Annotated in this window: 27 protein-coding genes and 1 pseudogene; 12 read left to right on the forward strand and 16 right to left on the reverse strand. The window is 73.5% G+C overall.

Going from position 1 to position 24221, the window contains the following annotated elements:
• Positions 1–86 precede the first annotated feature (86 nt).
• Positions 87–1244, forward strand: a complete 1158-nt coding sequence (locus ACFPL3_RS27940; RefSeq protein ID WP_343937593.1) for an MFS transporter — start codon at positions 87–89, stop codon at positions 1242–1244.
• A pseudogene (locus ACFPL3_RS27945) lies at positions 1238–1423 on the forward strand (DUF4389 domain-containing protein); the annotation flags it as partial. The gene ACFPL3_RS27940 and the pseudogene ACFPL3_RS27945, both read left to right, overlap by 7 nt.
• A gap of 32 nt (positions 1424–1455) precedes the next feature.
• On the opposite strand, the gene ACFPL3_RS27950 reads toward ACFPL3_RS27945, so the two are convergent.
• The 5 genes from ACFPL3_RS27950 to ACFPL3_RS27970 all read right to left on the reverse strand — a co-directional run bounded on the left by ACFPL3_RS27950 (position 1456) and on the right by ACFPL3_RS27970 (position 6856).
• On the reverse strand, positions 1456–2439 hold the full coding sequence (locus tag ACFPL3_RS27950) for an Acg family FMN-binding oxidoreductase (protein WP_343937595.1): 984 nt from the start codon (positions 2437–2439) through the stop codon (positions 1456–1458).
• 121 nt (positions 2440–2560) lie between these two features.
• Positions 2561–4369, reverse strand: a complete 1809-nt coding sequence (locus tag ACFPL3_RS27955) for a sensor histidine kinase (protein WP_343937597.1) — start codon at positions 4367–4369, stop codon at positions 2561–2563.
• Positions 4370–4552: 183 nt separating this feature from the next.
• Entirely contained in the window at positions 4553–5413 is an 861-nt protein-coding gene (locus ACFPL3_RS27960; RefSeq protein ID WP_343937599.1) for a universal stress protein, read from the reverse strand.
• A 41-nt stretch (positions 5414–5454) separates the two neighbouring features.
• Positions 5455–5904, reverse strand: a complete 450-nt coding sequence (locus tag ACFPL3_RS27965) for a pyridoxamine 5'-phosphate oxidase family protein (RefSeq protein ID WP_343937601.1) — start codon at positions 5902–5904, stop codon at positions 5455–5457.
• A 127-nt stretch (positions 5905–6031) separates the two neighbouring features.
• Positions 6032–6856 (reverse strand): methyltransferase domain-containing protein, encoded by an 825-nt coding sequence (locus ACFPL3_RS27970; RefSeq protein WP_343937603.1) that lies wholly within the window; start codon positions 6854–6856, stop codon positions 6032–6034.
• A 191-nt stretch (positions 6857–7047) separates the two neighbouring features.
• Here ACFPL3_RS27970 and ACFPL3_RS27975 point away from each other — a divergent pair, with 191 nt between their 5' ends.
• Positions 7048–7623, forward strand: a complete 576-nt coding sequence (locus ACFPL3_RS27975) for an Rv1733c family protein (protein WP_343937605.1) — start codon at positions 7048–7050, stop codon at positions 7621–7623.
• Here ACFPL3_RS27975 and ACFPL3_RS27980 read toward each other — a convergent pair.
• Together ACFPL3_RS27980 and ACFPL3_RS27985 are read right to left on the reverse strand one after the other, a co-directional pair.
• Complete coding sequence (locus ACFPL3_RS27980) at positions 7620–8267, reverse strand: response regulator transcription factor (RefSeq protein WP_343937607.1); 648 nt, start codon at positions 8265–8267, stop codon at positions 7620–7622. The genes ACFPL3_RS27975 and ACFPL3_RS27980 overlap by 4 nt on opposite strands.
• Before the next feature lie 152 nt (positions 8268–8419).
• A complete protein-coding gene (locus ACFPL3_RS27985) occupies positions 8420–8893 on the reverse strand; it encodes an Hsp20/alpha crystallin family protein (RefSeq protein ID WP_343937609.1) in 474 nt (157 codons plus the stop codon).
• Positions 8894–9101: 208 nt separating this feature from the next.
• Between ACFPL3_RS27985 and ACFPL3_RS27990 the strand changes: the two genes are divergently transcribed.
• A complete protein-coding gene (locus ACFPL3_RS27990; protein WP_343937611.1) occupies positions 9102–9992 on the forward strand; it encodes a universal stress protein in 891 nt (296 codons plus the stop codon).
• Positions 9993–10002: 10 nt separating this feature from the next.
• Here the strand turns inward: ACFPL3_RS27990 and ACFPL3_RS27995 are convergent, their stop codons facing one another.
• The 5 genes from ACFPL3_RS27995 to ACFPL3_RS28015 all read right to left on the reverse strand — a co-directional run bounded on the left by ACFPL3_RS27995 (position 10003) and on the right by ACFPL3_RS28015 (position 15124).
• Complete coding sequence (locus ACFPL3_RS27995; RefSeq protein WP_343937613.1) at positions 10003–10941, reverse strand: anti-sigma factor RsbA family regulatory protein; 939 nt, start codon at positions 10939–10941, stop codon at positions 10003–10005.
• On the reverse strand, positions 10938–11786 hold the full coding sequence (locus ACFPL3_RS28000; protein ID WP_343937615.1) for an MEDS domain-containing protein: 849 nt from the start codon (positions 11784–11786) through the stop codon (positions 10938–10940). The genes ACFPL3_RS27995 and ACFPL3_RS28000 overlap by 4 nt, the downstream gene beginning before the upstream one ends.
• A 780-nt stretch (positions 11787–12566) precedes the next feature.
• A complete protein-coding gene (locus tag ACFPL3_RS28005) occupies positions 12567–13397 on the reverse strand; it encodes a MetQ/NlpA family ABC transporter substrate-binding protein (RefSeq protein WP_343937617.1) in 831 nt (276 codons plus the stop codon).
• A gap of 18 nt (positions 13398–13415) precedes the next feature.
• On the reverse strand, positions 13416–14126 hold the full coding sequence (locus ACFPL3_RS28010) for a methionine ABC transporter permease (protein WP_379589727.1): 711 nt from the start codon (positions 14124–14126) through the stop codon (positions 13416–13418).
• A complete protein-coding gene (locus ACFPL3_RS28015; protein ID WP_379589728.1) occupies positions 14123–15124 on the reverse strand; it encodes a methionine ABC transporter ATP-binding protein in 1002 nt (333 codons plus the stop codon). Before ACFPL3_RS28015 ends, ACFPL3_RS28010 begins: the two co-directional genes overlap by 4 nt.
• Before the next feature lie 329 nt (positions 15125–15453).
• Here ACFPL3_RS28015 and ACFPL3_RS28020 point away from each other — a divergent pair, with 329 nt between their 5' ends.
• Positions 15454–16755 (forward strand): NtaA/DmoA family FMN-dependent monooxygenase, encoded by a 1302-nt coding sequence (locus ACFPL3_RS28020; protein ID WP_343937621.1) that lies wholly within the window; start codon positions 15454–15456, stop codon positions 16753–16755.
• On the opposite strand, the gene ACFPL3_RS28025 is transcribed toward ACFPL3_RS28020, so the two are convergent.
• A complete protein-coding gene (locus ACFPL3_RS28025; protein WP_343937623.1) occupies positions 16676–17650 on the reverse strand; it encodes an AraC family transcriptional regulator in 975 nt (324 codons plus the stop codon). The two genes, ACFPL3_RS28020 and ACFPL3_RS28025, sit on opposite strands and share 80 nt — an antisense overlap.
• A 150-nt stretch (positions 17651–17800) precedes the next feature.
• On the opposite strand from ACFPL3_RS28025, the gene ACFPL3_RS28030 reads away from it, so the two are divergent.
• From ACFPL3_RS28030 to ACFPL3_RS28045, 4 genes are all read left to right on the forward strand, one after another.
• Positions 17801–18565 (forward strand): SDR family NAD(P)-dependent oxidoreductase, encoded by a 765-nt coding sequence (locus ACFPL3_RS28030; RefSeq protein ID WP_343937625.1) that lies wholly within the window; start codon positions 17801–17803, stop codon positions 18563–18565.
• A 130-nt stretch (positions 18566–18695) separates the two neighbouring features.
• The gene (locus ACFPL3_RS28035; RefSeq protein WP_343937627.1) at positions 18696–19067 is read left to right on the forward strand and encodes a hypothetical protein; all 372 of its coding nucleotides are present in this window, start codon (positions 18696–18698) and stop codon (positions 19065–19067) included.
• A 59-nt stretch (positions 19068–19126) separates the two neighbouring features.
• Positions 19127–19312: a hypothetical protein gene (locus tag ACFPL3_RS28040; protein ID WP_343937629.1), complete on the forward strand. Its 186-nt coding sequence runs from the start codon at positions 19127–19129 to the stop codon at positions 19310–19312.
• Positions 19313–19332: 20 nt separating this feature from the next.
• Positions 19333–19914, forward strand: a complete 582-nt coding sequence (locus tag ACFPL3_RS28045) for an SPFH domain-containing protein (RefSeq protein WP_379589729.1) — start codon at positions 19333–19335, stop codon at positions 19912–19914.
• Here the strand turns inward: ACFPL3_RS28045 and ACFPL3_RS28050 are convergent.
• Positions 19898–20740: a helix-turn-helix domain-containing protein gene (locus ACFPL3_RS28050; protein ID WP_343937633.1), complete on the reverse strand. Its 843-nt coding sequence runs from the start codon at positions 20738–20740 to the stop codon at positions 19898–19900. The two genes, ACFPL3_RS28045 and ACFPL3_RS28050, sit on opposite strands and share 17 nt — an antisense overlap.
• A 269-nt stretch (positions 20741–21009) precedes the next feature.
• Between ACFPL3_RS28050 and ACFPL3_RS28055 the strand changes: the two genes are divergently transcribed.
• Positions 21010–21297: a hypothetical protein gene (locus ACFPL3_RS28055; RefSeq protein WP_379589730.1), complete on the forward strand. Its 288-nt coding sequence runs from the start codon at positions 21010–21012 to the stop codon at positions 21295–21297.
• On the forward strand, positions 21297–21773 hold the full coding sequence (locus tag ACFPL3_RS28060; RefSeq protein WP_379589731.1) for a DUF4328 domain-containing protein: 477 nt from the start codon (positions 21297–21299) through the stop codon (positions 21771–21773). The genes ACFPL3_RS28055 and ACFPL3_RS28060 overlap by 1 nt, the downstream gene beginning before the upstream one ends.
• A 133-nt stretch (positions 21774–21906) precedes the next feature.
• On the opposite strand, the gene ACFPL3_RS28065 is transcribed toward ACFPL3_RS28060, so the two are convergent.
• Both ACFPL3_RS28065 and ACFPL3_RS28070 read right to left on the reverse strand, forming a co-directional pair.
• Positions 21907–22419 carry a nucleoside deaminase gene (locus tag ACFPL3_RS28065; protein ID WP_343937635.1) on the reverse strand — a complete coding sequence of 171 codons (513 nt, stop codon included), beginning with the start codon at positions 22417–22419 and terminating at the stop codon, positions 21907–21909.
• 171 nt (positions 22420–22590) lie between these two features.
• Positions 22591–23184, reverse strand: a complete 594-nt coding sequence (locus ACFPL3_RS28070; protein ID WP_343937637.1) for a TetR/AcrR family transcriptional regulator — start codon at positions 23182–23184, stop codon at positions 22591–22593.
• A 90-nt stretch (positions 23185–23274) separates the two neighbouring features.
• Here ACFPL3_RS28070 and ACFPL3_RS28075 point away from each other — a divergent pair, with 90 nt between their 5' ends.
• Entirely contained in the window at positions 23275–24210 is a 936-nt protein-coding gene (locus ACFPL3_RS28075) for an NADP-dependent oxidoreductase (RefSeq protein ID WP_343937639.1), read from the forward strand.
• Positions 24211–24221: the final 11 nt, after the last annotated feature.

The raw sequence follows: 24221 nt of genomic DNA on the forward strand, positions 1-24221 counted from the left end.
CCGTCGACGGCGGAGGGAGAAATGCCATGACGGCTCCCGGAGGACGCCACGCCCGAACCCGAGAGCGCCAGGACTCACCGGCGCTCATGCTGACCCTGGCGACCGTGGGGTTCACGGTGACGTTCTGGGCGTGGGCGCTGCTCTCCCCGCTGGGTGCGAGCCTGCGCGACGAGCTGGCCCTCACCTCGTTCGAGCAGTCGCTGCTGGTGGCGGTGCCGGTCATCGTCGGCTCGCTCGGCCGGATCCCGGTCGGGGCGCTCACCGACCGGCTCGGCGCCCGCAGGATGTTCCCGACCGTCGCCCTGCTCACCGTGCTGCCGGTGCTCTACCTCGGCCACCTCGCCGACTCGCTGGCCGCATACCTCGTCGGCGGGTTCTTCCTCGGTCTCGGCGGCACCACGTTCGCGATCGGGGTCCCGTTCGTGAACTCCTGGTACCCGCCCGAGCGGCGCGGGCTGGCCCTGGGCATCTTCGGTGCCGGGATGGGCGGCACCGCGATCTCGGCGTTCTCCACCGTGCAGCTGGCGGCCGCGTTCGGACCGGCGTTCCCCTTCGACCTGGTGGCGGTCGTGCTCGTGGTCTTCGCGGCGGTCGCGCACCTGCTCCTGCGCGACCGCCCGGACCGGGCCGTCCCCACCGGGTCGGTGGCCGCTCGCCTCCTCGCCGTGCTGCGCATGCCGGTGGCGCTGCAGCTGTCGTTCCTCTACGCCGTGGCCTTCGGCGGGTTCGTGGCGTTCAGCGTGTACCTGCCCTCCTACCTCACCACCGCCTACGGGCTGGACCGCGCCGACGCCGCCATGCGCACCGCGGGGTTCGTCGTCCTCGCGGTGGCGATGCGACCGGCCGGCGGCTGGCTCTGCGACCGCTACGACCCCATCCGGGTGCTCGCGGGCGCCTACGCCGCGGTGACGCTGCTGGCGGTCCTCGCCGCCTTCGAGCTCCCCCTGCTCCCGGTCGGGACCGTCGCGTTCCTCGGGCTCGCGGCGGCGCTGGGCACCGGGACCGGTGCGGTGTTCGCGCTCGTCGCCCGGATGGTCGCGCCGGAGCTGGTCGGCGCGGTGACCGGCCTCGTCGGCGCCGCAGGCGGGCTCGGCGGCTTTTTCCCGCCGCTCGTGATGGGCCTGGTCTACGGGATCCTCGGCGACTACTCGCTCGGGTTCGTCCTGCTCGCCCTCACAGCGGCCGCCGCGGGCGCCCTCACGGCGAGTGCCGTGCGCCGCCGCGTCGCCGCCGCCCCGGGCTGATCGGGCTTTTGGCCCTGTTCGCGGCCATCGCGCTGCTGTTCACCGGCCAGTACCCGCGAGGCGTGTTCGACCTGCTGCTCGGGATGCACCGGTGGGTGCTGCGGGTGGCGGCCTACGCGGCGCTGATGACGGACACCTACCCGCCGTTCCGGCTCGACATGGGCGGAACCGAACCGGGAGCGCTCACCGCACCCCAGCAGGACAGCTGACGTCAGGCGAGTTCACGCTCGATCGACTCCTCGAGCGGACGGCGCGGGGTGGGCGGCAGCTCCGGACCGGTGGGCGCCCACCCGACCCGCAGCACCAGCTGCGGGCAGAGCGTCCCGCCGAGCACGGCGTCCCGGACCGCGGCCCGCGCGCCGCGGACCTCCAGCGGTTGGCTCAACGGGCAGGTCGCGAGCCCCAGCTCGGTGGCGTGCAGCAGCACCGCGCTCGTCGCCTCGCCCGCGCGCAGCTGCGACAACGGGTCGTCGGACGCGGTGCCGAGCACGAGGAGGGCGGCGCCGTCGTCGTCGCGCTCGTCCGCCTGCTCGAGGACACCCTCGGCGAACCGGCGGGCGGTCCCGGCGCCGGTGCCGAGCGGGTCGCGCAGCAGGTTGCCCACCGGCACGCCCGTGTCGTCGGCGACGCGGCCGCTCCACAGGGCGGTCTCGGCCTGGTAAGCGGGGTCCTCCTCCTGCTCGGCGGCGGCGTCGCGGATGGCGGCGAGCAGCAGCGAGCGCTCGTGCCCATCGCGCACGGGTCGCAGTAGTGCGCCCTGGTCCGCGGCGCGTTCCACGAGCTCCTGCACGAAGCCCTCCGGGACGTCCCAGCTGAGGTAACGGCGGCGGTCCGTGCGCCTGCGCGTGATCGCGGACGCCGTCCCGAGGTCGGCCTCGGACGGCGCACCCGGGCGCAGCGACACGGCCGCGAGGTGATCGGGCTGCTCCGGGTTCGGCAGCCGGCGCACCGTGGCCCGCAGGCCGGAGGCGGCGAGCGCGACGCGCAGGTGGTGCAGCACGATCCCGCAGCTGACGACGAGGTCGCGGCCGTCGGTGTCGGTGGCGGGCAGCCAGCGGCTCAGGTCGGCGAACAGGTGCACGCTGGACGGGCCGATGACGAAGCGCCACGGCTGGCTGTTGTGCACCGACGGGGCGCGGACCGCGAGCGCGAGCGCGCTGCGCACCGTGCGCTGGTCCAGGTGGTCGACGATCATCACTGCTCCCTCGCGGTTCCGGATCGGCCCCGACCGTCTCTCCGCGGGCGGCACCGCGACCAGCGGCACTGGTCCCGGTCCGGTGGGGACTCCGGCCTCCTCGAACCGGGACCCGCGGGGGCTACGTGCGGGGGATCGACCAGTGCACGGTGGTGCCACCGGAGTCGCGGGCGGTGACCTCGCACCGGCCGTCGTGGCGTTCGGCCCTGCGGCGCATGTTGGCCAGGCCGCTCGCGCGCGGTGGGGCGGAGATCCCGATCCCGTCGTCGTGCACGCAGAGGGTGACCTCGTCCTCCCGCACGACGAGTTCGGCCGACGCGTTCTCGGCGCGGGCGTGGCGGGCGACGTTGGCCAGCGCCTCGCGCAGCACCGCGACCAGGTCCTCCGCCACCTCGGTGGGAAGGGTGTCGACGGGGCCCTCGAACCGGATGCCCGGGTCGAAGCCGAGCGCCATGGCGGCGTCGGAGGCGACGTCGACGAGCCGGGCCCGCAGCCCCCCCGCCGCGCTCGTGCGCTGGTCGTGGAGCTCGAAGATGGTGGTGCGGATCTGGCTGATCGTGGCGTCCAGGTCGGCCACCGTGGCGAGGATCCGCTCCGCGGGTCGCCCCGGTCCCAGGCCCATGGCCACGCTCTGCAGGGACAACCCCGCCGCGAAGAGCCGCTGGATGACCTGGTCGTGCAGGTCGGCCGCGATGCGGTCGCGCTCGTCGAGCATCGCGGCGCGCTGCTGCTCGGCGCGCGCCTCGGCCAGTTCGATCGCGATCGCCGCCTGGTTGGCGAAGCTGCCCGCCATGTCGAGGTCGGTGTCGGTGAACCCGGTCCGTGCCCGCTCGCGGACCGCGGCCAGCACCCCGCGCGGCCCGCCGGAACCGAGCAGCGGCACCACGAGCACGGGACCCACGTCCACCTTGACCGCGCTGAGGGCCGCACGCTCGGCCTCGTCGCCGACCTGGGGCACCCGCAGCGGCCGCCCGGTGGTGAACACCCGGCCGAGCAGCGAACCCGCGACCGGCACGCGGACGCCCCGCAGGCGCTCCTCGCCGGAGTCGGCGACCTCCTGGATGCGCAGCTCACCAGGCTCCCCGGGCAGCGCCACCGCCACGAGGTCGGCACCGGCGACCTCGAGACAGCGTTCGGCGATGAGCTGCAGGGGCGTGTGTTCGTCCTCGGAGTCGGCGGACAGCAGCTGGCGGGTGATCGTCGCGGACGCCTCCAGCCACTCCCCGCGGGTGCGGGCGGCCTCGTAGAGCCGGGCGTTGTCGATGGCGACGGCGGCCGTCGCGGCGATGGCCGTGCACAGGTCCTCGTCCTCCGCGCTGAACGCCCCCCGGACGCTCTCGGTGAGGTAGAGGTTGCCGAAGACCTCGTCCCGGATCCGGATCGGCACCCCGAGGAAGCTCGTCATCGGGGGGTGGCCGGGCGGGAAGCCGGCGGAGCGCTCGTCGTCGGTGATCCGGGCCAGCCGGATGGGCCGGGGATCGTCGATGAGCGCACCGAGCAGTCCCTTCCCCTGCGGCAGGTGCCCGATCAGCGAGACCACGTCGTCCGGCATCCCGGTGTGCACGAACTCGGCGAGGCCCCCGGCAGGCGCGATCACACCCAGGGCCGCGTAGCGGGCCCCGACGAGGTCCCGGGCGGCCTCGACGATCCTGCGCAGCACCGCGGGGAGGTCCAGGCCGCCGATGACGAGCTGGTTGGCGCGCAGCAGTCCGCGGAGCCTGCCCTGGGTGGCCATGACCTCCTGCGCCCGCTCGACGAGCTGGCCCAGCAGCTGGTCCAGCTCCAGCCGTGGCAGGTCGGCGAAGCTCAGCTCGTCGTCGCGCGCGTCCTCGCCGGTGTAGCGGTGGACCGGGCCCTCTGCGTACCGGCTGACGCCCGGCGCTGGGCGGCCCTCGCCGCCGTCGCACTCTGTCGCATCCTCGGAAGACACCGATCGCACCTCAGCCTTGTCGCGCCGCTCACCGGCCGTGAGCAGGCACCTGACGCCCCGCTCGTCATGCTGCTCGCCTCGGTCGGCGAAAACAACGCACCGACCGGGGTATGGACCGGTCAGCGGCTGGGCCTTTGCGCAGGTCGGCGGTGAGGAGGCGGCCGGGGGGCCGGATGCGCGCGCCTACGTCCGGGTGGCAGGTGGTGTCGCGGGTGTGGCGACGGGTTCCCCGCTCAGCCGGGCCGCACCCGGGTTCACCGCGACGACCGGCACCGGGGAGCGCCGCAGCACCGCGCGGCTGGTGGACCCGAAGAGCACGCGCGCCGGCGCCCGGTGGGCCCGAGTCCCGAGCGCGACGAGCCGTGCGTCGACCGCCGCCGCCAGAAGGGCGGGAACCGGCGACCCGGGTACGACGGTGATCTCGACGGGGACCTCGGGGAAGCGCGTGGTCCAGGGGGCGAGCGTGTCGAGGTCGAACGGCGCCGAGTGCCCGGCGTGCAGCGCCACGACCCGGCCGCGATGCCGCTGGGCGTCCTCGAACGCCACGGTCAGCGCCGCCGCGTCGATCGCCGGATCCTCCACCCCGACCAGCACCGGGGCGTCCGGGGCCGGGTGCTGCTCGCCCCGCACCACGACGACGGGGCAGGGGGAGCGCCCGCTGACGTCCAGCGCCACCGAGCTGATCAGCACTTCCTGCGGGCGTTCGCCGCCGCCCATGCCGACCACCAGGAGCTGAGCGCGCTGCGCGGCGTCCAGCAGCGATTCGACCGCGGGCAGCGACGTGCGGTCGGTGGCGGTGCGCAGCGCCGGGTCGGCCCGGTGGGCGACGGTGAAGGCGCGAGCGAGGATGTCGCGGGCCCGGCGCGCCCCGGCCGTCGAGCCGGCGGCGTAGGGCGCGGCGTGCAGGATCAGCAGCGGCAACCCGCGAAGGCGCGCCTCGGCCACCGCCCAGCGGACGGCGGCGAGCCCGATGCGGCTGCCGTCGACGCCGACGACCACACCGAGCGGCTCGGCCCGGTCGTCCGGCGTCTGCGGTGAATCCATGTGACTCTCCTGTCGGGTAGGTGCTCGGCCGGACGGAGCACTCATGCGCGGTCCTCCGCGTCGGCCGAGTGCACCGCGACCAGGCGCCGCCCGGTGAGCCGCTGGAGGGGCACGGCGATGGTGTGCGCGGTGCGGTTCGGCGCCCACGGCTGCGGCATCCGCGTGGCCAGCTCGGCCAGGCGGGTGGGGACCAGCACCTCGTAGGCCTCGCCGACGCCGAGCACGGCCCAGCCGGTGCGCGTGATCGGGTCGATCTCGTCCACCTGGAACGCCACGACGGCGCCGCGCGTGGCCGCGGCCAGCTTGCTCCCACCCCCGGTGCGGAAGACGACCTCCTCCCCGTCGAGGAGGTAGGTGACCGGCTGGGCCGCCGGGAGGGCGGCGTCGGTGTACACGACGCGGCCGATCTCGCTCTTGGCGAGCAGGCGGAGGCACTCTGCCCCGTCGAGCTCCACCAGTTCGACGATCGCCGCACGATCTGCGGCTCCCACTGCTGTTCCCTTCCGCTGCGCCAGATGTCCGACGATCCCTCGCACCGGCGGCCGTGCACAGGGTCGAAGGTCCTCCGCCCCTGGGCCTGCCGATCACGTGCCCGGTGGGAGCTTTCGGGACGCCTCGTCAGCCCCATGGCCCCGCACGTCGCGTCGGTCGGGCCACGAGGCTCGTGTAGACGATCTGTCCGAAGAACGCGCCGGCATCGACTCGCCGCTGTGCTTCGACCTTCAGCGCTGCGACGAGCTCGGGTCCGGCCACACCGGCGGATCCCAGCGCGTCCGCCCCCCGATCGATCACCGTGAGCAGGTACTCCGCTTCGTCGGTCTCGACGTACCCGTGGCTCGCGTACCGGGTGACGTCGAACCCGCAACCACGCACGATCGCCGGGAGCCGGCGCATCAACCAGCGGTCGGTGACCGAGCCGTTCACCATCGCCTCGACGCACGTCTGGAGCGGGTCGTGCTCGCCCAGCGCGACCGTCGTGGTCGCGTAGTCACCGTCGAACACCGCGAGCACCCCGTTCGGGCGAAGCACGCGAGCGGCCTCGGCTACGGCCCGCTCGGCGTCCGGCACGTGGCTGAGGGTCGAGTCGAGCACCAGCACGTCGAAGGACGCGTCGTCGAACGGCAACGCGGTCGCGTCCCCGTCCTCGAACACCACGCCGGGCAGCGCGGAGCACAGGGATCGGGCGCGTTCCAGCAAGGAGGGCGCCACGTCGACGCCGACCACGGAGGCAACGCCTGGCCGGCGGGCCAGCCGGCGGGTCAAGACCCCGGTCCCGCAGCCCACGTCCAGCACGCGCGCGCCGGCCGGGAATCCGACGTCCGCCAGGAAGGCGTCGCGCATCCGTTGCTGCTGGGCGTCCGCGCCCCGGGTCTCCAGGACATCGGCGAGTCGCTCCTGGGTCGCCGCGTCGAGCCGGCTGACCATCGACCACACGTCAGGCATCGGCGCACCCCTCGCGCAGCATTCCGACCGGGTGCCCGACGTTCCCCTGCGCGGCCCGTCGCGACCAGCGACCGGGGTCCTGGCTCGGGAGGGACTCTCGCCCTGCGGAGCAGGGTCTCCCGCCGCTTCCGGACGGCCGCCGACGTGGGGAATCTTTCCTCCGACGCCGGCCGCGGAGGGAGGAGTCACCCATGCGTCCCGACCCTGACCGCGCGCCCGTCGAGGGACCCCTGCCGCGCCGCGCGACCGATCGCGTCGAGGACGTCGTGGCGTGGCTCCTGACGGGGGCGGCCCTCGTGGTCGTGGTGCTGGCCGTGGTGACGGGCCTCGGGGTGCACGGCCGGGAGGCCGAGCGCGCGGAGCAGCAGCGGGACACGGTGTCCCAGACGCGGGCCGTGCTGCTCGAGGACGCGCACGTGGTGGTGTCCTCGGAATCGGTGCACCTGCCCACGCAGGCCCAGGCGCGCTGGACCGACCGCGACGGGCGGGACCACTCCGGCGTGGTGACGGTGACGCGTTCGCAGCGGGCCGGCTCCGAGGTCGAGGTGTGGATCGACGCGCAGGGCGAGATCACCTCGCGCCCCACCCACCCGATGAACGCCGTTTTCGGGGGGATCGTGTCCGCGCTCGGCGTGCTGTGCGCCGGGGCTGTGCCGATCCTCGGGATCTGGTTCGGGGTCCGCTCCCTGACGCTGCGCTGCAACGCCCGGCGGTGGGAGCGGGAGTGGGAGCGCGTGGAGCCGCAGTGGCGGCGGACCGCCTTCTAGCGCCCGTCCTTGCGCAGTTCGGCGGCGTAGACGGCGGCCTCGGTGCGCCGGGAGAACCCGAGCTTGTGCAGCAACGACGAGACGTAGTTCTTGACCGTCTTCTCGGCGAGGAACATCTCGGCACCGATCTGGCGGTTGGTGAGGCCGTCGGCGATGAGGTGCAGGATGCGGCGTTCCTGCGGGCTCAGCGACGCGTAGCGGGGGTCGGCGGGCTCATCGCCCTGGCGCAGCCGCTCCAGCACCGCCGCGGTGGCCCTGGGGTCCAGCAGCGATCCACCCGACGCGATCGTGCGGACGGCGCCGACGAGGTCGATGCCGGTGACCTGCTTGAGCAGGTAGCCCGACGCGCCGGCCATGATCGCGCCGAAGAGCGCCTCGTCGTCGGCGAAGGAGGTGAGCATCAGGCAGGCAGGCGGCGGGCTGACGGCCGAGCGGATGTCGCGGCAGACGGTGACCCCGTCGCCGTCCGGCAGGCGGACGTCGAGGATCGCGACGTCTGGGCGCAGTGCGGGGATCCGGGCCAGGGCCTGCGCCGCGGTGCTCGCCTCGCCGACCACGCTGATGTCCTCCGCCCCGTCGAGCAGCTGGGTGATCCCGCGCCGGACGATTTCGTGGTCGTCGAGGAGGAAGACGGAGATGGTCACGGCTCTGGCCTTCCGGATCAGGTGGTCTGGACGCGACGCTAGCCGCGGGTACCCGATCCGGCGAGCTGCAGTCGGCCCAGGAGAGCAGGCCGAAAGGCCCTGTACGCAGGAGGGCCCGTCCCACCGGACGGGCCCTCCTGCGGCGCCTGTGCTCAGCGCTTCTTGATCGCGATCTTGGTCGGCTCCGTCTGGGGCCGCTCGGGCACCGGGACCCGGATCTCCAGGATGCCGTCCTGGTACGTGGCGGAGATGTCGGACTCGGAAACGCCGTCGGGCAGGGGCAGGGTGCGACTCATGCTGCCGTAGCGCAGCTCGTGACGCAGGTAGCCCTTGTCCTCGGTGCGGTCCTCGATCCGCCGTTCCGCGTTGATCCGGAGCATGCCGTCGGCCACCGTGAGCTCGACGTCCTTCTCCGGGTCGATCCCGGGCAGCTCGGCCCGGATGACCTCGGTGTCACCGTCGCGGTACTCGTCGACCCGGATGAGGTCGTCCCCCGGCCAGTCCCACGCGAGGCCGAACGGCCTGCGCATCGGGAGCGAGCGCATCCACTCGTCGAAGATGCGATCCATCCGGTTGAACCGGCCGGCGACGTCCCCGCCGCGGTCCCGCCGAATCAGGCTGCTCATCTGCCGTGTCCTTTCGTGGGTGTTCTCCTCGGACGTGACCGACCCTGCCCCCGCGGTGCAGCGTCCCGGCAGAGTCCTTGGACCCGTCCGGCGTGGTCAGGAGACCGCCGGGGGTGGTGTGCGGAAGGCCGGGCCCAGGCCGAACGGCCCGCGAACCAGAGCCGGGCGCACCTGCTCGACGCGCGCCGCACCCGGGAGTGTCGTCGGCATGTCAGCACGGAGCGGCCGCACGGTGGTGGCCGGCATCGACGGATCGGAGAGCGCCCTGCACGCGGTGCGCTGGGCAGCGGCGGAGGCCGGCCGGCGCGGGGTCCCCCTGCGCGTCGTCACCGCATTCGACTGGGACCGCAAGCACCCGGTCGGTGAGACCGACCTCGCGGCGACCTACCGGGAGACCGCGCTGAGCGAGGCGCGGCGCCACCTCGCCGACGCCGCTGCCACGGCCGAGCGCACGGTGCCGGGCCTCGAGGTGGAGCAGCAGCTCGTCGTCGGCGCCCCGATCGCCGTGCTCGCGGCCGAGTCCGAGCGGGCCCAGCTCGTGGTGGTCGGGGACCGGGGGCTCGGGGGCATCACCGGGCTCCTGCTGGGATCGGTCTCCGCCGGGCTCGGGGCGCACGCGAAGTCCCCGCTGGTCGTCGTGCGCGGGAACCGGGACCCCGACCCGGCGGCGCCCGTCGTCGTGGGCGTGGACGGATCCCCGCTCAGCGAGGCCGCGGTGGCCTTCTCCTACGAGGCCGCGGCCGCGCGCGGTGTGCCCCTCGTCGCCGTGCACACCTGGCGCGAGCTCGTCGGTGACCTGGACCTGGCGCCGATGCTGGACTGGGACGCCATCGCGACCGACGAGGCCGAGGTGCTGGCCGAACGGCTGGCCGGATGGGGCGAGAAGTACCCCGACGTGCCCGTGCGGCGCACCTCCACACGGGGGCGCCCGGGACACGCGCTGGTCGAGGAGTCCGCGCGCGCCCAGCTCGTCGTCGTCGGTTCCCGCGGCCGCGGCAGCCTCGCCGGGCTCGTGCTCGGGTCGGTCAGCCACGCCGTGCTGCACCACTCGCACTGCCCCGTCGCGGTCGTCCGCCCCGACGTGGGGGGCGAGACCTGACCGCTCCCGGTCAGACGGCCAGCCGCACCGTGAATCCGTCCTCGTCCCAGATGAGGTCGGTGGTGACGTCGAGGTGGTGGGCGATCCACAGGCCGAGGCCTGCGCCGGTGTCCGTGCGGGCCCTGGGCGCGAACCCGACGCTGCGGTCGCCGGGTCCCGCGCCGGTGTCGTGGACGGTGACGAGCATCCGGTGCGCGGCGCGCCAGATCCGCACGGTGACGGGCGGGCGGCCGTACTGGTGGGCGTTGGTGACGGCCTCGGACGCGGCGTAGACGAGGTCGTCGAGGGCGGCCGGGTCGACGTGACCGCGGCCGAGCTCCTGGATCGCGTTCCGGGCGGTGCCCGGCGAGCAGCCGACGAGCCGTTCGGCGGGCGCCGCGGCCTCGAGCGGGTCCGGCGGCACGGGCAGCAACGTGAACTGCTCCGGACCCTCGTAGCCGGCGTTGCGGGTGGCCCGCCCGTCGGGGCCGACGAGCCGGGGGTGGGCCCGGACGACGACGTCGTGGACGTCCTGCGGCAGGGCCGTGGCGTCGTAGAGGCAACGGGACCAGACGGGCAGGTCGCGCCACAGGGTGTTGATGCCGGACTCGTAGCGGTCCCACCCGGTGAAGGAGCCCCCGTTGCCGGGGTTGGGGATCTCCCCGGCGATGCGGACGCGGGTGGCGCCCTGGGACATGTGCTTCTCGAACTGCCGCTGGTAGCTGCCGATGGCGCGCGCCGGTGCGCCGTAGTGGTCGGAATCGCCGACGAAGGTGACCCCGGTGTCGTCGGCGATGCTCGACCGGACGAGGTCGTTCTTGCGCCGGTCGAACCCGATGATCACGGGCTCGCCCGCGGCGACGGCCGAGTCGACGAAATCGACGATCAGCCGGCCGAACTCGGCGTCGGACCGGAAGAAGCCGGCCTCGTGCACGTGGGTGCAGTCGGTGGGCGCGGCGGCGTCGGTCACGATGCGGGCTCCACGTCGACGATCTCGACGTGATCGAGGGAGATCAGCCGGGCGAGGCGTCGCACGAACCGCGGCGGATCCGGGACCAGCGCCGGTAGCCCGAGCCGGTCGGCCATGGCGTCCATCGCCAGCAGCGCGCGGTGATCGATGAAGGTCACCGCGGACAGGTCCCAGACCACGGCGGCCGCCTCGGGCGTGACCCGGATCCGGTCCAGCGTCCTGCGGAACTGCGCCGCGCTGGCGATGTCGACCTCCCCGGACAGGCCGATGGCCCCCTCCGGCGTGGTGAAGACGTGGAACGGGGTCAGCGCCGCGGGCGCGATCGGGTGGACGCTCGCGAGCTCGGCGAGCACCGCGGGACCCAGCTGCGCGTCGTAGGCGCACATCGCCGAGAACGGGTTCGCCGACGCGAAGCGGTCGACCTGGCACTCGTAGCGGACGAACGAGTCGCGCTGCGCGGGCGATCGCACCATCTCGGTGACGTCCGCGCCCAGCCGGAAGCCGAGGTACCCGTCGGCGAGCGCCCGCTCCGTGGCCGCCGCGAACGCGGCCGCGGCCGCGTCCAGGTCGGCGATCGGCTTGCTGCCGTACACCACCTCGAGGGCGACGATCTCCAGGCGGCCGCCGGCCAGCAACCGGTCGACGTCGGCGAGGCCCTCGAGCCCGGCCTTGAGCGACACCGGGTCGCCGGAGCCGGCGTAGGCCACCCGCAGGCCGCGGGCGATCCCCGCCCCGAGGAACTCGATGAGGCTGCTGCGGAAGCTCGTGACGTCGTCGTAGGGCCAGCAGATGTGGTCGTTCGCGCTCAACGTGAGCAGCGATCCGACCGCTCCGACGGTCCGCATCGGGGGACGCTAACACAGGCTGCGCAGCTCATCGGCGGTGGTCAGCGCGATCCAGGGGCCGGCACGGCCGGCCGTCGTGTCCCCGCACTCAACCCCATGATCACCAGCCTGGAGCGAAACCCGACACCTGCCGTCGGGAAACGCGCCAATTCGCTGACCAAGCCCCGACATGGCGCGGCCACACAGCCATCCACACGCACGAGATCGGGCCTGACGGTCCTCGGAGCAAGATCGAACAGCAGTGGATGCGACCTCGGGCGTGTGGACAACCCCCCGGCCTCTGCACCACCGGAAAGCCGCCCCGCAGCCAACGGAACGTGCTCGTCCACGAGCCCGGGAGACCGCGACGAGCATCTCGCAGGGCGCGCCCCGGATCGGTCGATCTTCCGACCGGCCCAGCACGGCACCGCAGCGCGCGAAGCGCAGGCCCGCCCACCCGCGAGGACCGGTGGTCACGCCCCGCGGCAGCAGTGAGACCCGAAGAGGTGCATCTCCGACAGGCCAACGCGGGTCGCGGTCGAGAATCGCGCCAGCCCACCCCAGCCGCGTTCCGCGGAACCCACCCATGCGTGCTGATCTTGCGGTTGGCGAGCCGGGTCATCCCGCTGCGGAGGCCTTCCTGGACGTCGTCCTGGCCCGCCGCGCAGTCGACATCCCCAATCGGGGCTGTCTTCCCGGCCGGGTTCCGCGGAACCCGGCCGGTGCCGGTCCTCGACCCATGGGTGAGCTGCCTTCTGCCGGGTTCAGCGGAACGCGCTCACGCACGATCTCCCGCACAGGTCAGACCGGGATGACCGCCCCGGCGAACGTCTGCTCGATGTAGGTCTTGACCTCCTGCGACTGCAGCAGCTCGGCCAGCGTGGTGATCCGCGGGTCGTTCTGCAGCTCGGTGCGGGTGACGAGGCCGTTGGCGTTCGGGTTGTTCTCCGCCGACTCCAGCACGAGCGCGTCCTGGGCGGGGCTGAGGCCGGCGTCGATCGCGTAGTTGCCGTTCACCACGGAGGCGTCGGTGTCCTCGAGGCTGCGGGGCAGCTGCGCCGCCTCCAGCTCGCTGAACTGCAGGTTCTTCGGGTTGGTCGCGATGTCGCGCGGGGTGGCCGTCGGCTCGGAGCCCGGGTTGAGCGTGATCAGCCCGTTGGCGGCGAGCAGGCGCAGGCCGCGTGCCTCGTTGGTGGCGTCGTTCGCGATGCCGATCGTGGCGCCGTCCGGCAGGGCGGCGATGTCGGTGACCGAGCGGGAGTACAGGCCGAGGGGCTCGACGTGCACGGGCGCGATCCAGGCCAGGTCGGCGCCGCTCGTGGCCGTGAACTCCTCCAGGTACGGCACGGTCTGGAAGTAGTTCGCGTCGAGCGACCCGTCCACCAGCGCGGTGTTGGGCTGCACGTAGTCGGTGAACTCGACGACGTCGATCTTCAGGTCGCGCGCCGGGGCGAGCTCGTCGGCGACGTAGCGCAGGATCTGCCCGTGCGGGGTGGGGGAGACGCCGACGCGCAGCGGCGCGGCCGGGTCGGCGGGGGCGGCGGCCTCGGAGGCGCTCCCGCCGCACGCGGCCAGCGTGACGACGGCCGTGAGCGCGGCGACGATCGAGACGACAGCGGAACGCAGTCGCATTGTTGTCCTTTCGGAGGATCAGGCTGTCGCGTGCCGGCGGCGGTCGAGCCGCCGGGCCGCGAAGGAGAAGCCGAGCTGGACGATCGAGGTCAGCACGGCGAGGACGATCACGGTGGCCCACAGCACGCGGCTGTCGAAGCGTTGGTATCCGATGCGGACGGCGACGTCGCCGAGTCCGCCACCGCCGACCACGCCCGCCATCGCGGAGTAGCCGACGAGGGCGATCGCGGTGACGCCGATCGCTCCGATCAGCGCGGGCACCGATTCCCGCAGCAGGACGCTGCGGACGATCTTGAGGGTGGTGGCGCCGGTCGTCACCGCGGCCTCGACGACCGCGACGTGCACTTCGGCGAGCACGTTCTGCACGAGCCGGCCGACGAACGGGACGGCGCCCACGGCGAGCGGGACGATCGCGGCGGTCGGGCCGATGGTGGAGCCGACCAGGAACCGGGTGACCGACAGCAGCAGCACGAGCAGCACCAGGAACGGCATCGCCCGGCCGAGGTCGACGATCGCGCCGAGCACGCGGTGCACGGTCGGGCGCGGGTGCAGCCCGCCGGGCGCCGTGAGGTGCAACAGCACGCCGAGCGGGATGCCGAACACCGCGGCCAGCACCGTCGAGACCCCGACCATGTAGAGGGTCTCGCCGGTGGCGGGCACGAGCAGCTCCACCACCTCGCCCCACGGGGTGGGCTCGCGGGCCGACTGGGCGAGGACGTCGACGGTCACGCGAGCACCTCCGACCCGGTCACGCGCTGCACCGCGGCACCCGCCCCGGCGAGCGCGGCGAGCGTGGCGTCGCCGCCGGTGCCGTCGAGGCCGATGCGGAACCGGGCCACCGGCACGCCGGCGAGGTCGGTGAACCCGCCGCCGAGCAGCGCCAGCTCGGCGCCGTGCTCGGCGGCCGTCGAGGTGAGCAGCGGGCCCGCGGCGGCATCGCCGGTGAGCACGACGTCGGCGACGATCGCGTGGTCCGGGGGCACTGGCGCGTCGTCGGTCGGCGGCAGCAGCGCCGCGGCGGTCCGGCTTCCCGGCCGGGTGACGAGATCCAGCACGGAGCCGTGCTCGACGACCCGGCCGTGGTCGAGCACCGCCACCGTGGAGCAGATGCGCCGCACCACGGCCATGTCGTGCGTGACGACCAGGACCGTGACGCCCAGCTCGGCGCGCGCCCGTTCGAGCAGGTCGAGCACCGAGTTCGTGGTGGTGGGGTCGAGCGCGGACGTCGGCTCGTCGGCCAGCAGCACCCGCGGCCGGGCGGCGAGCGCACGGGCCACGGCCACGCGCTGGCGCTGCCCGCCGGAGAGCTGGTCCGGGTAGGCGGTGGCCTTGTCGGCGAGCCCGACGAGTTCCAGCAGCTCGGCGACCCGTCCCTCACGCTCGGTGCGCCCGGTGCCTGCGGCCTCCAGCGGGAGCGCGACGTTGCCCGCCACGGACCGCTGCCGCAGCAGCGAGTCGCCCTGGGGCACCACGCCGATGCGGCGGCGCTCGTCGCGCAGGGCGGCGCCGCGCAGCGCCGCGAGGTCGGTGCCGTCCACCCGCACGGCGCCCGAGTCGGGGCGCTCCAGGAGTGGGATGCAGCGCGCGAGCGTGGACTTGCCCGCCCCGCTGGGGCCGACGACACCGCAGACGGTGCCGGCCGGCACCTCGAGGGTGACGTCGTCGAGCGCGCGCACCGGTCCGGTGGGCCCGCGGAAGGTCTTGGTCAGGTTCTCGACCGTGATCACGAGTGCTCCAGGCGCAACGGGATCGCCGGTGCGCGCAGGTGGGGAAGGGGGAGGTTCGTCAGCCGCGGGCAGGACAGCCCGAGACGGTGCGCCGGCCCTGGTCGACCACGCGGCGGCGGGTCAACAGGCAGGGACGGATGGCGGCGCTCATGACCGCACCAGTCAACCGGGGCGAAGCATGAACGCGCAACTGACGGCACTGTGTGTTCGGCGACAGCGCCGGGCCGGCCGCCGCACCATGTGGAATGGCGGAGGAAATGTTCCGTACATTTCCACGTTTCTTTCTTCGGTCTTGTGATACCTATTCTCATTTGGCGACACTCGCAGATGTGAGTCGCCCGAGGAGCTTGAAGACCGTCACCCCGGCCGGTGGATCGCCCGGCCCGTACGAGCTGGCCATCGACCCCACCCGCTCCACCGCGGACACGGCCGTCCGGGTGGCCCGGCTCGCCGAGGAGGCCCGGATCGACGCGCTGTTCGCGCCCGATCTGCTCACCTTCGGCGCCCAGGGCACGATCGGCGCGCAGGAACCGTTGGTGTTCGTCTCCGCGCTCTCCCAGGTGACCTCGGACATCGGGCTGATCGCCACCGTCTCGACCACGTTCCACCACCCGTTCAACCTCGCGCGCCTGTTCGGCACGCTCGACCACGTCAGCAACGGCCGGGCGGCCTGGAACCTCGTGACCTCGTCGATCGGCGAGGAGAACTTCGGCCCGGGCGGCCTGCCGAGCCCCGAGGAGCGCTACGCACGGGCGGCGGAGACGCTCGAGATCGTCAATGCGCTGTGGGACAGCTGGGAGCCGGGCGCACTGCGGCCGGGCCCCGACGGGCAGGCGGTGCTCGACGCGAGCCGGGTGCACCGCATCGACCACGTCGGCGAGTACTTCTCGGTGGCCGGGCCACTGAACATCCCGCCGCTGCCGCAACGGCGGCCGGTGCAGATCCAGGCGGGGCAGTCCGCGGCCGGGATGGAGCTTGGCGCGCGCTACGCCGAGATCGTCTTCACCGCGCTGCCGACGATGGAGGGCGCGCTCTCCTTCACCAAGCGCATCCGCGACCGGGCAGCCGAACTCGGACGCGCACCGGGCCTGCCGCTTATCTTCAGCTCGTTCCACGCCACCTACGGCGCCACGGAGGAGGAAGCGCAGCGGCTCGTGCGGGAGAAGCGGGAGGCGATCGACTACGAGCGCGGTCGCGCGCAGGTGGCGGACATGCTGGGTGGGGGAGTGGACCTCAGCGGGCTGCCGCTGGACAAGCCGTTGCCCGAGAGCCTTCTGCCGGAGGTCTCCTCGGTTGGCCGCAGGCGGGGCCGCGTCGAGATCTTCTCCGGCTACGTCCGGCGCGGGTACACGCTGCGCGAGCTCGTGATCGCCGCCCAGGACACCGGTCACTGGTCGGTGGCAGGCACCCCCGAGCAGCTGGCCGACGCCGTCGAGGAGCGGTTCCGCGCGGGTGTGCTCGACGTGCTCAGCCTCGGCGGCCTCCACGATCCGCGCCAGCACGACTTCGTCGTGAACGGCCTGCTGCACGAACTGCGCAAGCGCGGGATCGTCACGTCCGACTACGGCGGCTCGACGCTGCGGGAGAACCTCGGCCTCGAACTCCCGGCCCGGTTGCCCGCGGCCGTGTGACGAGGTGGTCACCCCGCTCCCACCGCTGCTCCGCGCGCGCCCGGACGGTGTCGCGGCGGGGCGGGGCGCCGAAGAGCCGCCGGTACTCGCGGCTGAACTGCGTGGGGCTGTCGTAGCCGACGGCGTGCGCGGCGCCGGTGACGTCGATGCCGCCGGCGACGAGCAGGCGCCGGGCCTCCTGAAGCCGGATCCGCTTCTGGTACTGGATCGGGCTCATCGCCGTGACCGTGGAGAACACCTTGTGGAAGGCGGACACGCTCATCGTGGCGCGGCGGGCGAGGTCCTCCACGCGGACCGGCTCGGCGTAGTTCTCCCGGAGCCAGTGGATCACCTGGCGGACCTCCGACACGCGGCCGTCGGGCAACGCGGCCTGCCGGATGACCTGGCCGTGCTCGCCCTGCAGCAGCCGCCAGACGATCTCGCGGTGGACGGCCGGGCCGAGGACGACGCGATCCTCCGGGCGGTCGAGCAGGCGCAGCAACCGGGTGCAGGCGTCGAGCAGATCGGGCCCGGCGCGGCCGACGCCGATGGCGGGCGCGGGGGCGGCACCGGCGGTTCCCGAGCCGTTCGCCGCGAGCACCAGCTCAGCGACCACGTCGGGGTCCAGCGGCATCCCGAACCCGAGGTACGGGACGGCGGGGCTCGCCTCGGCGATGTAGCCGGTGACCGGCAGGTCGACCGATGTGACGAGGTAGTCGCCCGCGTGGCAGTCGAGCGTGCGGTCGCCGACGGTGACCCGCTTGACCCCCTGCACGACGACGGCCAGCACCGCGCCGGTCATCGCGACGTCCGGTGAGGTGGGCCGGTCGGACCGCGCGACGGCCAGTCCAGGAATGGGCAGCTCGGGCGCAGCCGCGTGCGCGTCGACGATGCGCCCGATCTCGTCCAGGGTCACGGGACCAGTCAAGCATCCCGGCGGCCTGCGCGGACCGCCGTAGACGATCGGGCAGGAATCGCGGAGTCCTGAGCTGTCGGCGAGCCTTCCGCCGCTCCTAGCGTCGATCTCGTTGCGGGAGATGCCCGCGAAGATCGACAGGAGGCAGTCGTGGCAGTTGCGGTCGTGACCGGGGGCAGTTCGGGGATCGGGCGGGCGAGCGCGGTGGAGCTGGCCCGTCGTGGCAACGGCGTGATCCTCACCTACAACGGCAACGCCACCGGTGCGAAGGAGGCCGTCGCCGCGATCGAGGAGGCGGGCGGCACGGCGGTGGCGCTGCCGCTCGACCTCGGGGACTCCACCTCGTTCGCGGCGTTCGCGGACCGGGTGGGCGAGACGGCCGGGTCGGTGTTCGGCACCGATCGGATCACCGCGTTGGTGAACAACGGCGGCATCGGCGGGGGCAGCCCGTTCCCGGACGTCACCGAGGAGCACTTCGACCTGCTGAACCGGGTCATGTTCAAAGGCACGTACTTCCTCACCCAGCGGCTGCTGCCGCTGCTGGCCGACGGCGGGGCGATCGTCAACGTGGCCAGCTCGAGCGCCACGACGATCGAGCGGGGCGGCGGCTACACGGCCTACGCCGCGGTCAAGGGCGCGATCATCACGTTCTCCCAGTACCTGGCGGTCGAGCTGGCCGAGCGTCGCATCAGGGTCAACGCGCTCGCACCGGGCGCCACCCGCACGAACCTCGGCGACGGCGCCTTCGACAAGCACGCCCACCTGATCCCCGCGCTCGCGGAGAAGACGCTGCTCGGCCGGATCGGCGAGCCCGAGGACATCGCGCTGGTGGTCGCCGTCCTCGCGGGCGAGGAGGGCCGCTGGATCACCGGCCAGGTGATCGAGGCGACGGGCGGCTACCAGTTCGGCATATGAGCGGCGCAGATTGCCGATGTCCGGCAACCAGGAGCACGCGAACTTGGCAGGCATCTGCGGTGAACCGGCTGCCGGGTCGCGGCAGAGTGGAAGCAGAGGCCGGATCGGAAGGAAGGAGAGGAGCGATTCAGTGGGTACCGCCGTCGTGGAGCGCACCGGTTCCCGGTCGTGGGCGGAGCCGGCGCACATCGAGCTCGCCGTGACCCCCTTCGAGGCGCGGAACCTGCCGTACACCATCCACGGGATCATGCGCAGCGTCCGCGACCAGCTGAGCCGCATGGGCGGATCCGCGGACCAGGTGACGATCGACCTCTCGGCCGTGCCCCCGCTTCCCGCGTGCGCCCCGCTGCTGGCGCTCTTCCAGCACGTGCAGCGCGCCGTGGGCCCGAGGGCCACCATCGTCGTCATCGGGCCCAGCCCCGCACTGGCCGCATGCCTGCGCGCGGACCTGCCGGAGGGTGTGGTCCTGGTGGATCGCACGGGGCGGCGCTGGCCGGGTTGACGTTCCCGGCCGGATTTCCGTGCTCCGGCAACATGAATGGACGACGAGGAGTGGTGGACGTGTTCCGTGGACCTGATGTGATCAACGGGAAGGTCCGGACGGTGTCCGGCCCGCCCGTGAACGCACGCCGGTTGCGGCCGCAGATCGTCGTCGAGCCGTCCGGCGCCGAGGGCGCCGCGAAGGACATCGTCCAGGAGTGGGGCGAGCAGTCGTTCCCGGCGAGCGATCCGCCGTCGAACTGGTGACGTGGAGGAACGAGGTGGTGGTGAGCAGCGACGCCGTGTTGGCCTGGGCGCTGGCAGGCGCGCTGGTGCTGGCGGTGTTCGCCGTGAACTCGGTCCGCCTCGTTCCCGCGGACGAGCGCCTCGTCCTGTTCCGGCGCGGCCGCGGCCACCGGGTGACGGGGCCCGGCCTCGTGTTCGTGGTGCCCGGCGTCGACCGTGGTGTCCGGGTGCCGATGTGCCCGACCTGGACCGACGTGGTGTGGGTGGAAGCGACGACACGCGACAGCGTTCCTGTGACGGTCCACGGCGCCGCGCTCGTCGCCACGGTCGATCCGGTCCGGTACGCCCTGGCCGCGGAACCGGCCGACGCTGCCACCACCGATGCGGTGGAGGCCGAGATCGCCCGCTACGTCTCCGAGCATGACCTGGTGGAGCTGTCCGGGTGGGCGGCGGACCGGTACGGCGAGCTGACGTCCCGGGTCGACGCCCGGACCCGGGAGTGGGGCGTCGAGGTGGCGCGCGTGGAGTTGAGCAGGATCGACGTCCGGTTGGGCTGGGAGCTGATCGCGTGGGCCGAGGACCTCCCGGCCCGCACGCCGGCTGCTCTCACGATGCGCCGCTGACCGCCGAGCGCCTGTCGAGGTCGCTCGCGGCCAGCGAGGCCAGTGCGCGGAACTTCTCCGCGCTGTCACCGTGCTCGTCGGGGTAGTAGAGGACGAGGAGCAGCCCGTCGACCGGCAGCTTCTCGCGGTGCAGGCGAAGCGTGCCGACCACCGGGTGGCGCACGGTGGCGGTGCCGCCCTCGAGCCGGCGCACGTCGTGGCGGGCCCACAACGTGCGGAAACGGACGCTGGCGAGGGAGAGCTCGCCGACGAGTTCCACCACCCGCGCGTCGGCGGCGTCCTCGCCGATCGACCGGCGGAACGCGGCGACGAATTCCGCGGTGGCCGCGGGCCAGTCGGCGTGGAACTCGCGCTCCTCGGGATCGAGCATGAGCGACCGCAGCCGGTTCTCGCCCGGCCGCAGCCGTGGCGACAGGGCACGCGCGAGCGGGTTGGACGCGAGGACGTCGTACGCGCGGCCCTCGACGAACGCCGGGACGCCGACGGTGGCGAGCAGGTGGTGCAGCCGGGTGGGGACCCGCTCCACCCGCCTGCGCGGTGGGGTGCGCCGGGGCGGCGCGGCGAGGTCGAGCAGGTACTGGTGCTCGACGTCATCCAGGTGGAGAACACCTGCGAGCGCCCCGAGGACCTGGGCGGAGGGGGTCTTGTCGCGTCCGCGCTCGAGCCGCATGTAGTAGTCGACGCTGATGCCGGCGAGCATGGCGACCTCCTCGCGCCGCAGCCCGGTGACCCGGCGGCCCTGTCCGGCCGGGATGCCGGCCTGTTCGGGCGTGACGAGCGCCCGCCGGGCGCGCAGGTAGTCACCGAGCCGGTTGCCCTTGTCCACGAATCGCACGTTAACCCGGAACGCCTGGTGGAGAGGGGCTCGCCCAGAACCCGAGCCCGCACGAGATCGTCGCCGAACGCGCCCGGCCCCCTGCGGTGGGCTGAGCGTGACGGCACCTACGCCGAGCTGCTCGAACGCCGCTCCCAGGCCCTGAGGACGCTGACGGTGCGCGCTCCCGGTGAGCGGTGACGCTGCGCACACCCCCAACCGGAACGTCGAATTCCCGCTCGTCGCCAGTGCCCACGTCCACCTCGTGCTGGAGCGACGCCATGCCCACTGCAACCGACCGCGCACATCTGCGGGCCACCTGGTGGGGGCGCGGCGCGGCGGCGCTCGCCCTGATCGCGGCCCTGCTGAAGGTGCCGGGGCTCATCTCCACGTGGGCCACGTACGCCGCGGTGCGCGCGGTCGTCCGGCCGGGCGCCGGCGTGTCCGACGACCGCGGGGTCGTCTCCGTGGACACCGGTGTCGTCGCCGATGCCATGCATCGGTTCCGCGATGGACGGTCGCCGCCTGGCTCCTCCCCGTTGTCGTCGTCGCGTCGACGGTGCTGCTGATGGTGTGGGTCGCCAGGGTCCGGGACGACATCGCCGCGTTCGCCCCCTACCACCGGTTCCGGTTCTCCCGCCGGTTCGCCGTCGGCGGCCTCGCGATCCCGTTCGTCAACCTGTGGTTCTCGCGGCGGATCATCGACGACCTCTGGGCCGGCCGCCCCGGCCCGGGTGCGTGGATCGTCCGGGTGTGGCGGGCGTGCCTGGTCAGCGCGATTCTCCTGCGCGTAGGGGGGAGCGCGGCGGTCACGGCCGTGACGGAAGGCGCCGCGCTGGAGGACATGCTCGTCACCCATGTGGCCGTCTGGCTGCTCATGGGCAGCATCGTCCTCACGATCGAGGTCCTGCTCGTCCTCGGCGCGGTGGTCTCGCTCGCCGTCATCGTCCGTCGGATCGACGGGCGGCGTGGCGTGCTGCCGCACGCGCCGGCGGCCGGCGTGGGTAACGAGCGCTCTGCATCGTCATCGGCGTCGACCTCCTGATCGTGATGTACGTGCCGCGCCTCGTCATCGACCCACCGGTCGCGGGCCTCGCGTTCGTGACGGTGCTGGCCACCGGCACGGCCCTGTGCCGGCTCGAGCGGATCTCGCGCCGGGAAGCCGGGTGGGCGTGACCTCAGTTCGATTCGTCGACGCCGTGGCGGCGGGCGTGCAGGACGCGGACCTCCGCGGCGAGGACGGGATCGGGGCCGGAGACCGGGATGTCCGGTGCGACGGCCCGGATCGGGAGCGGGGTGACCGGCCCCGGCGGGATGCCCCACCCGGAGCGCCAGGCCGTCAGCTGCTCTGAGCTGACCGCGTAGACGATGCCGCCCAGGCCCACCCAGGCGTGCGCGGCGCTGCACATCGGGCAGTGCTCGCCGGAGGTGTACACGACGCAGCCGGAACGCTCCCCGGGCGCGACGTTGGCGGCTGCCCACCGGGCGATCTCGAACTCGGGGTGGCGGGTGCCGTCGCCGTCCTTGACGCGGTTGCGGTCCTCGAAGAGGACCTCGCCCCGCGGGTCGACGAGGACGGAGCCGAACGGCTCGTCCCCCTCGGCCAAGGCCTCGGCGGCGAGGGCGACGCATCGGTGCAGGTACTCGCGGTCCTGCGGGGAGACCGGCTCGGCGGTGTTCTGTTCGCTCACCTCGTCACCTCAGCACGTTCGTCGAGCCGCGGAGCGCCGCCGGGCTCACCGACCAGGCCCACCTCGCCCGGCTGTCCCGTGCCCTGCTCGGCCGCACGCCCGGCTCGATCCGGACCGCGCTGTCGAAGGCATGATCGCGGCCCCGGCTCTCCACTCGATGTGGCCGTGGCCCTAGCAGCCACCGGCGTGCGTCCCGGCGGTGAAACGGAGACCGTCCATGAGGAGGTCGAGCAGGCGCTGGGCGATGGCGTCGTTCTCCGGGTGGGGGGCCACGGTGAAGATGCCGATGAGGGACGCGGCGATGTCGTCGGCGCGCGCGTCGGAGCGCAGGTCGCCCGCCGCGCGGCCGGCGTCGAGGATCGTGGTGATGGCCGCCAGCAGCTCGGCCCGGGTCTGCGCGTGGGCGATCTCGCCCGACTCGACCATCGCGAGCAGCGTGTCGAGCATGCCGTTCTTGGTGGCGATCCAGTCGCCGAACAGGTCCATCCAGCGCCGCATCGCCGCGGCCGGGGGCAGCTCGTCGAGCAGCTCGCGGGCGCCGGTCGTCAGCCGCACGACCTGGTCCCGGTAGACCGCGTCCACCAGCGACTCGCGGGTCGGGAAGTGCCGGTAGAGCGTGGCGATGCCGACCCCGGCCTCGCGGGCGATCGCCCGCATCGACGGCTCGTCGTCGCCCGCCGCGAACATGCGGGTGGCCACGGCCAGCAGCTGGTCGCGGTTGCGGGTCGCGTCCGCCCGCGGTCCGCGCGTGCCCACGTCACTCAAACGGATCACGCTCCGGTTCTGTGTTAGAGTCGTTCGCGTAAAACGGAGCATAGTCCGTTTCGCTGCGTTCGCATCCGAGGAGACGAGTACGTGCAGCAACAGAGCGGCAGGGCGGTTCAGCTCGATTCGTACGGTGGTCCCGACGTCCTGGACGTCCGGGAGGTCCCCGCTCCGCAGGCGGGCCCGGGGCAGGTCCGGGTGCGGGTCACCGCGGCCGGTCTCAACCCGATGGACTGGATCATGACCGCCGACGCGGAGACCGCGTCCCGGTTCGGCCTGAGCCTCCCGGTCGGGTTCGGCACCGACTACGCGGGCGTGGTCGACCAGGTCGGCGCCGGGGTCACCGGCTTCGCCCCGGGCGACCGGGTGTTCGGCAGCGCGCTGTCGCGCGCGGTCGCCGACTTCGTGGTGGTCGACGCGGCAGGGGAGGTCGCGGCGAACGAGGCACACCACACCCCTGACGGCGTGGACGACCGCACCGCCGCCACCCTCTCGATCGCCGGCCGCACGGCGTCCGCCGCGATCGCCGCGGTCGACCCCGGTCCGGACGACACGGTGCTGATCGGCGGAGCCGGGGGCGGCGTCGGGGTGTTCGCCGTCCAGCTGGCCCGGATCGCCGGAGCGCGCGTGATCGGGACGGGGTCGGCGGGATCGGCCGACCACCTGCGCGAGCTCGGAGCCGAACCGGTGGCCTACGGCGACGGCCTGGCCGACCGGGTCCGGGCCCTCGCCCCCGGGGGCGTCACCGCCGCCATCGACCTGCACGGCACGGAGACGGTGCAGACCGCGCGGGACCTCGGCGTGCCCGACGGGCGCATCTGCACCGTCGCCGCGCAGATCGACGGCGTGACGGCGGCCAACGGCGCGACCGCTCCAGCCGGTGCCTTGGGCGAGATCGCCCGTCTCGTTGCGGACGGCCGGCTGCGGGTGCCGGTCGCGGCGAGCTTCCCGATCGAGAAGATCCGCGACGCGGTCGAACTGCAGGCCGAGCGACACGTGCGCGGCAAGGTGGTGATCGACCTCTAGGAGCGCTCGCC

This window comes from Pseudonocardia zijingensis (assembly GCF_042657305.1).
GTDB classification, from domain to species: Bacteria; Actinomycetota; Actinomycetes; order Mycobacteriales; family Pseudonocardiaceae; genus Pseudonocardia; species Pseudonocardia zijingensis.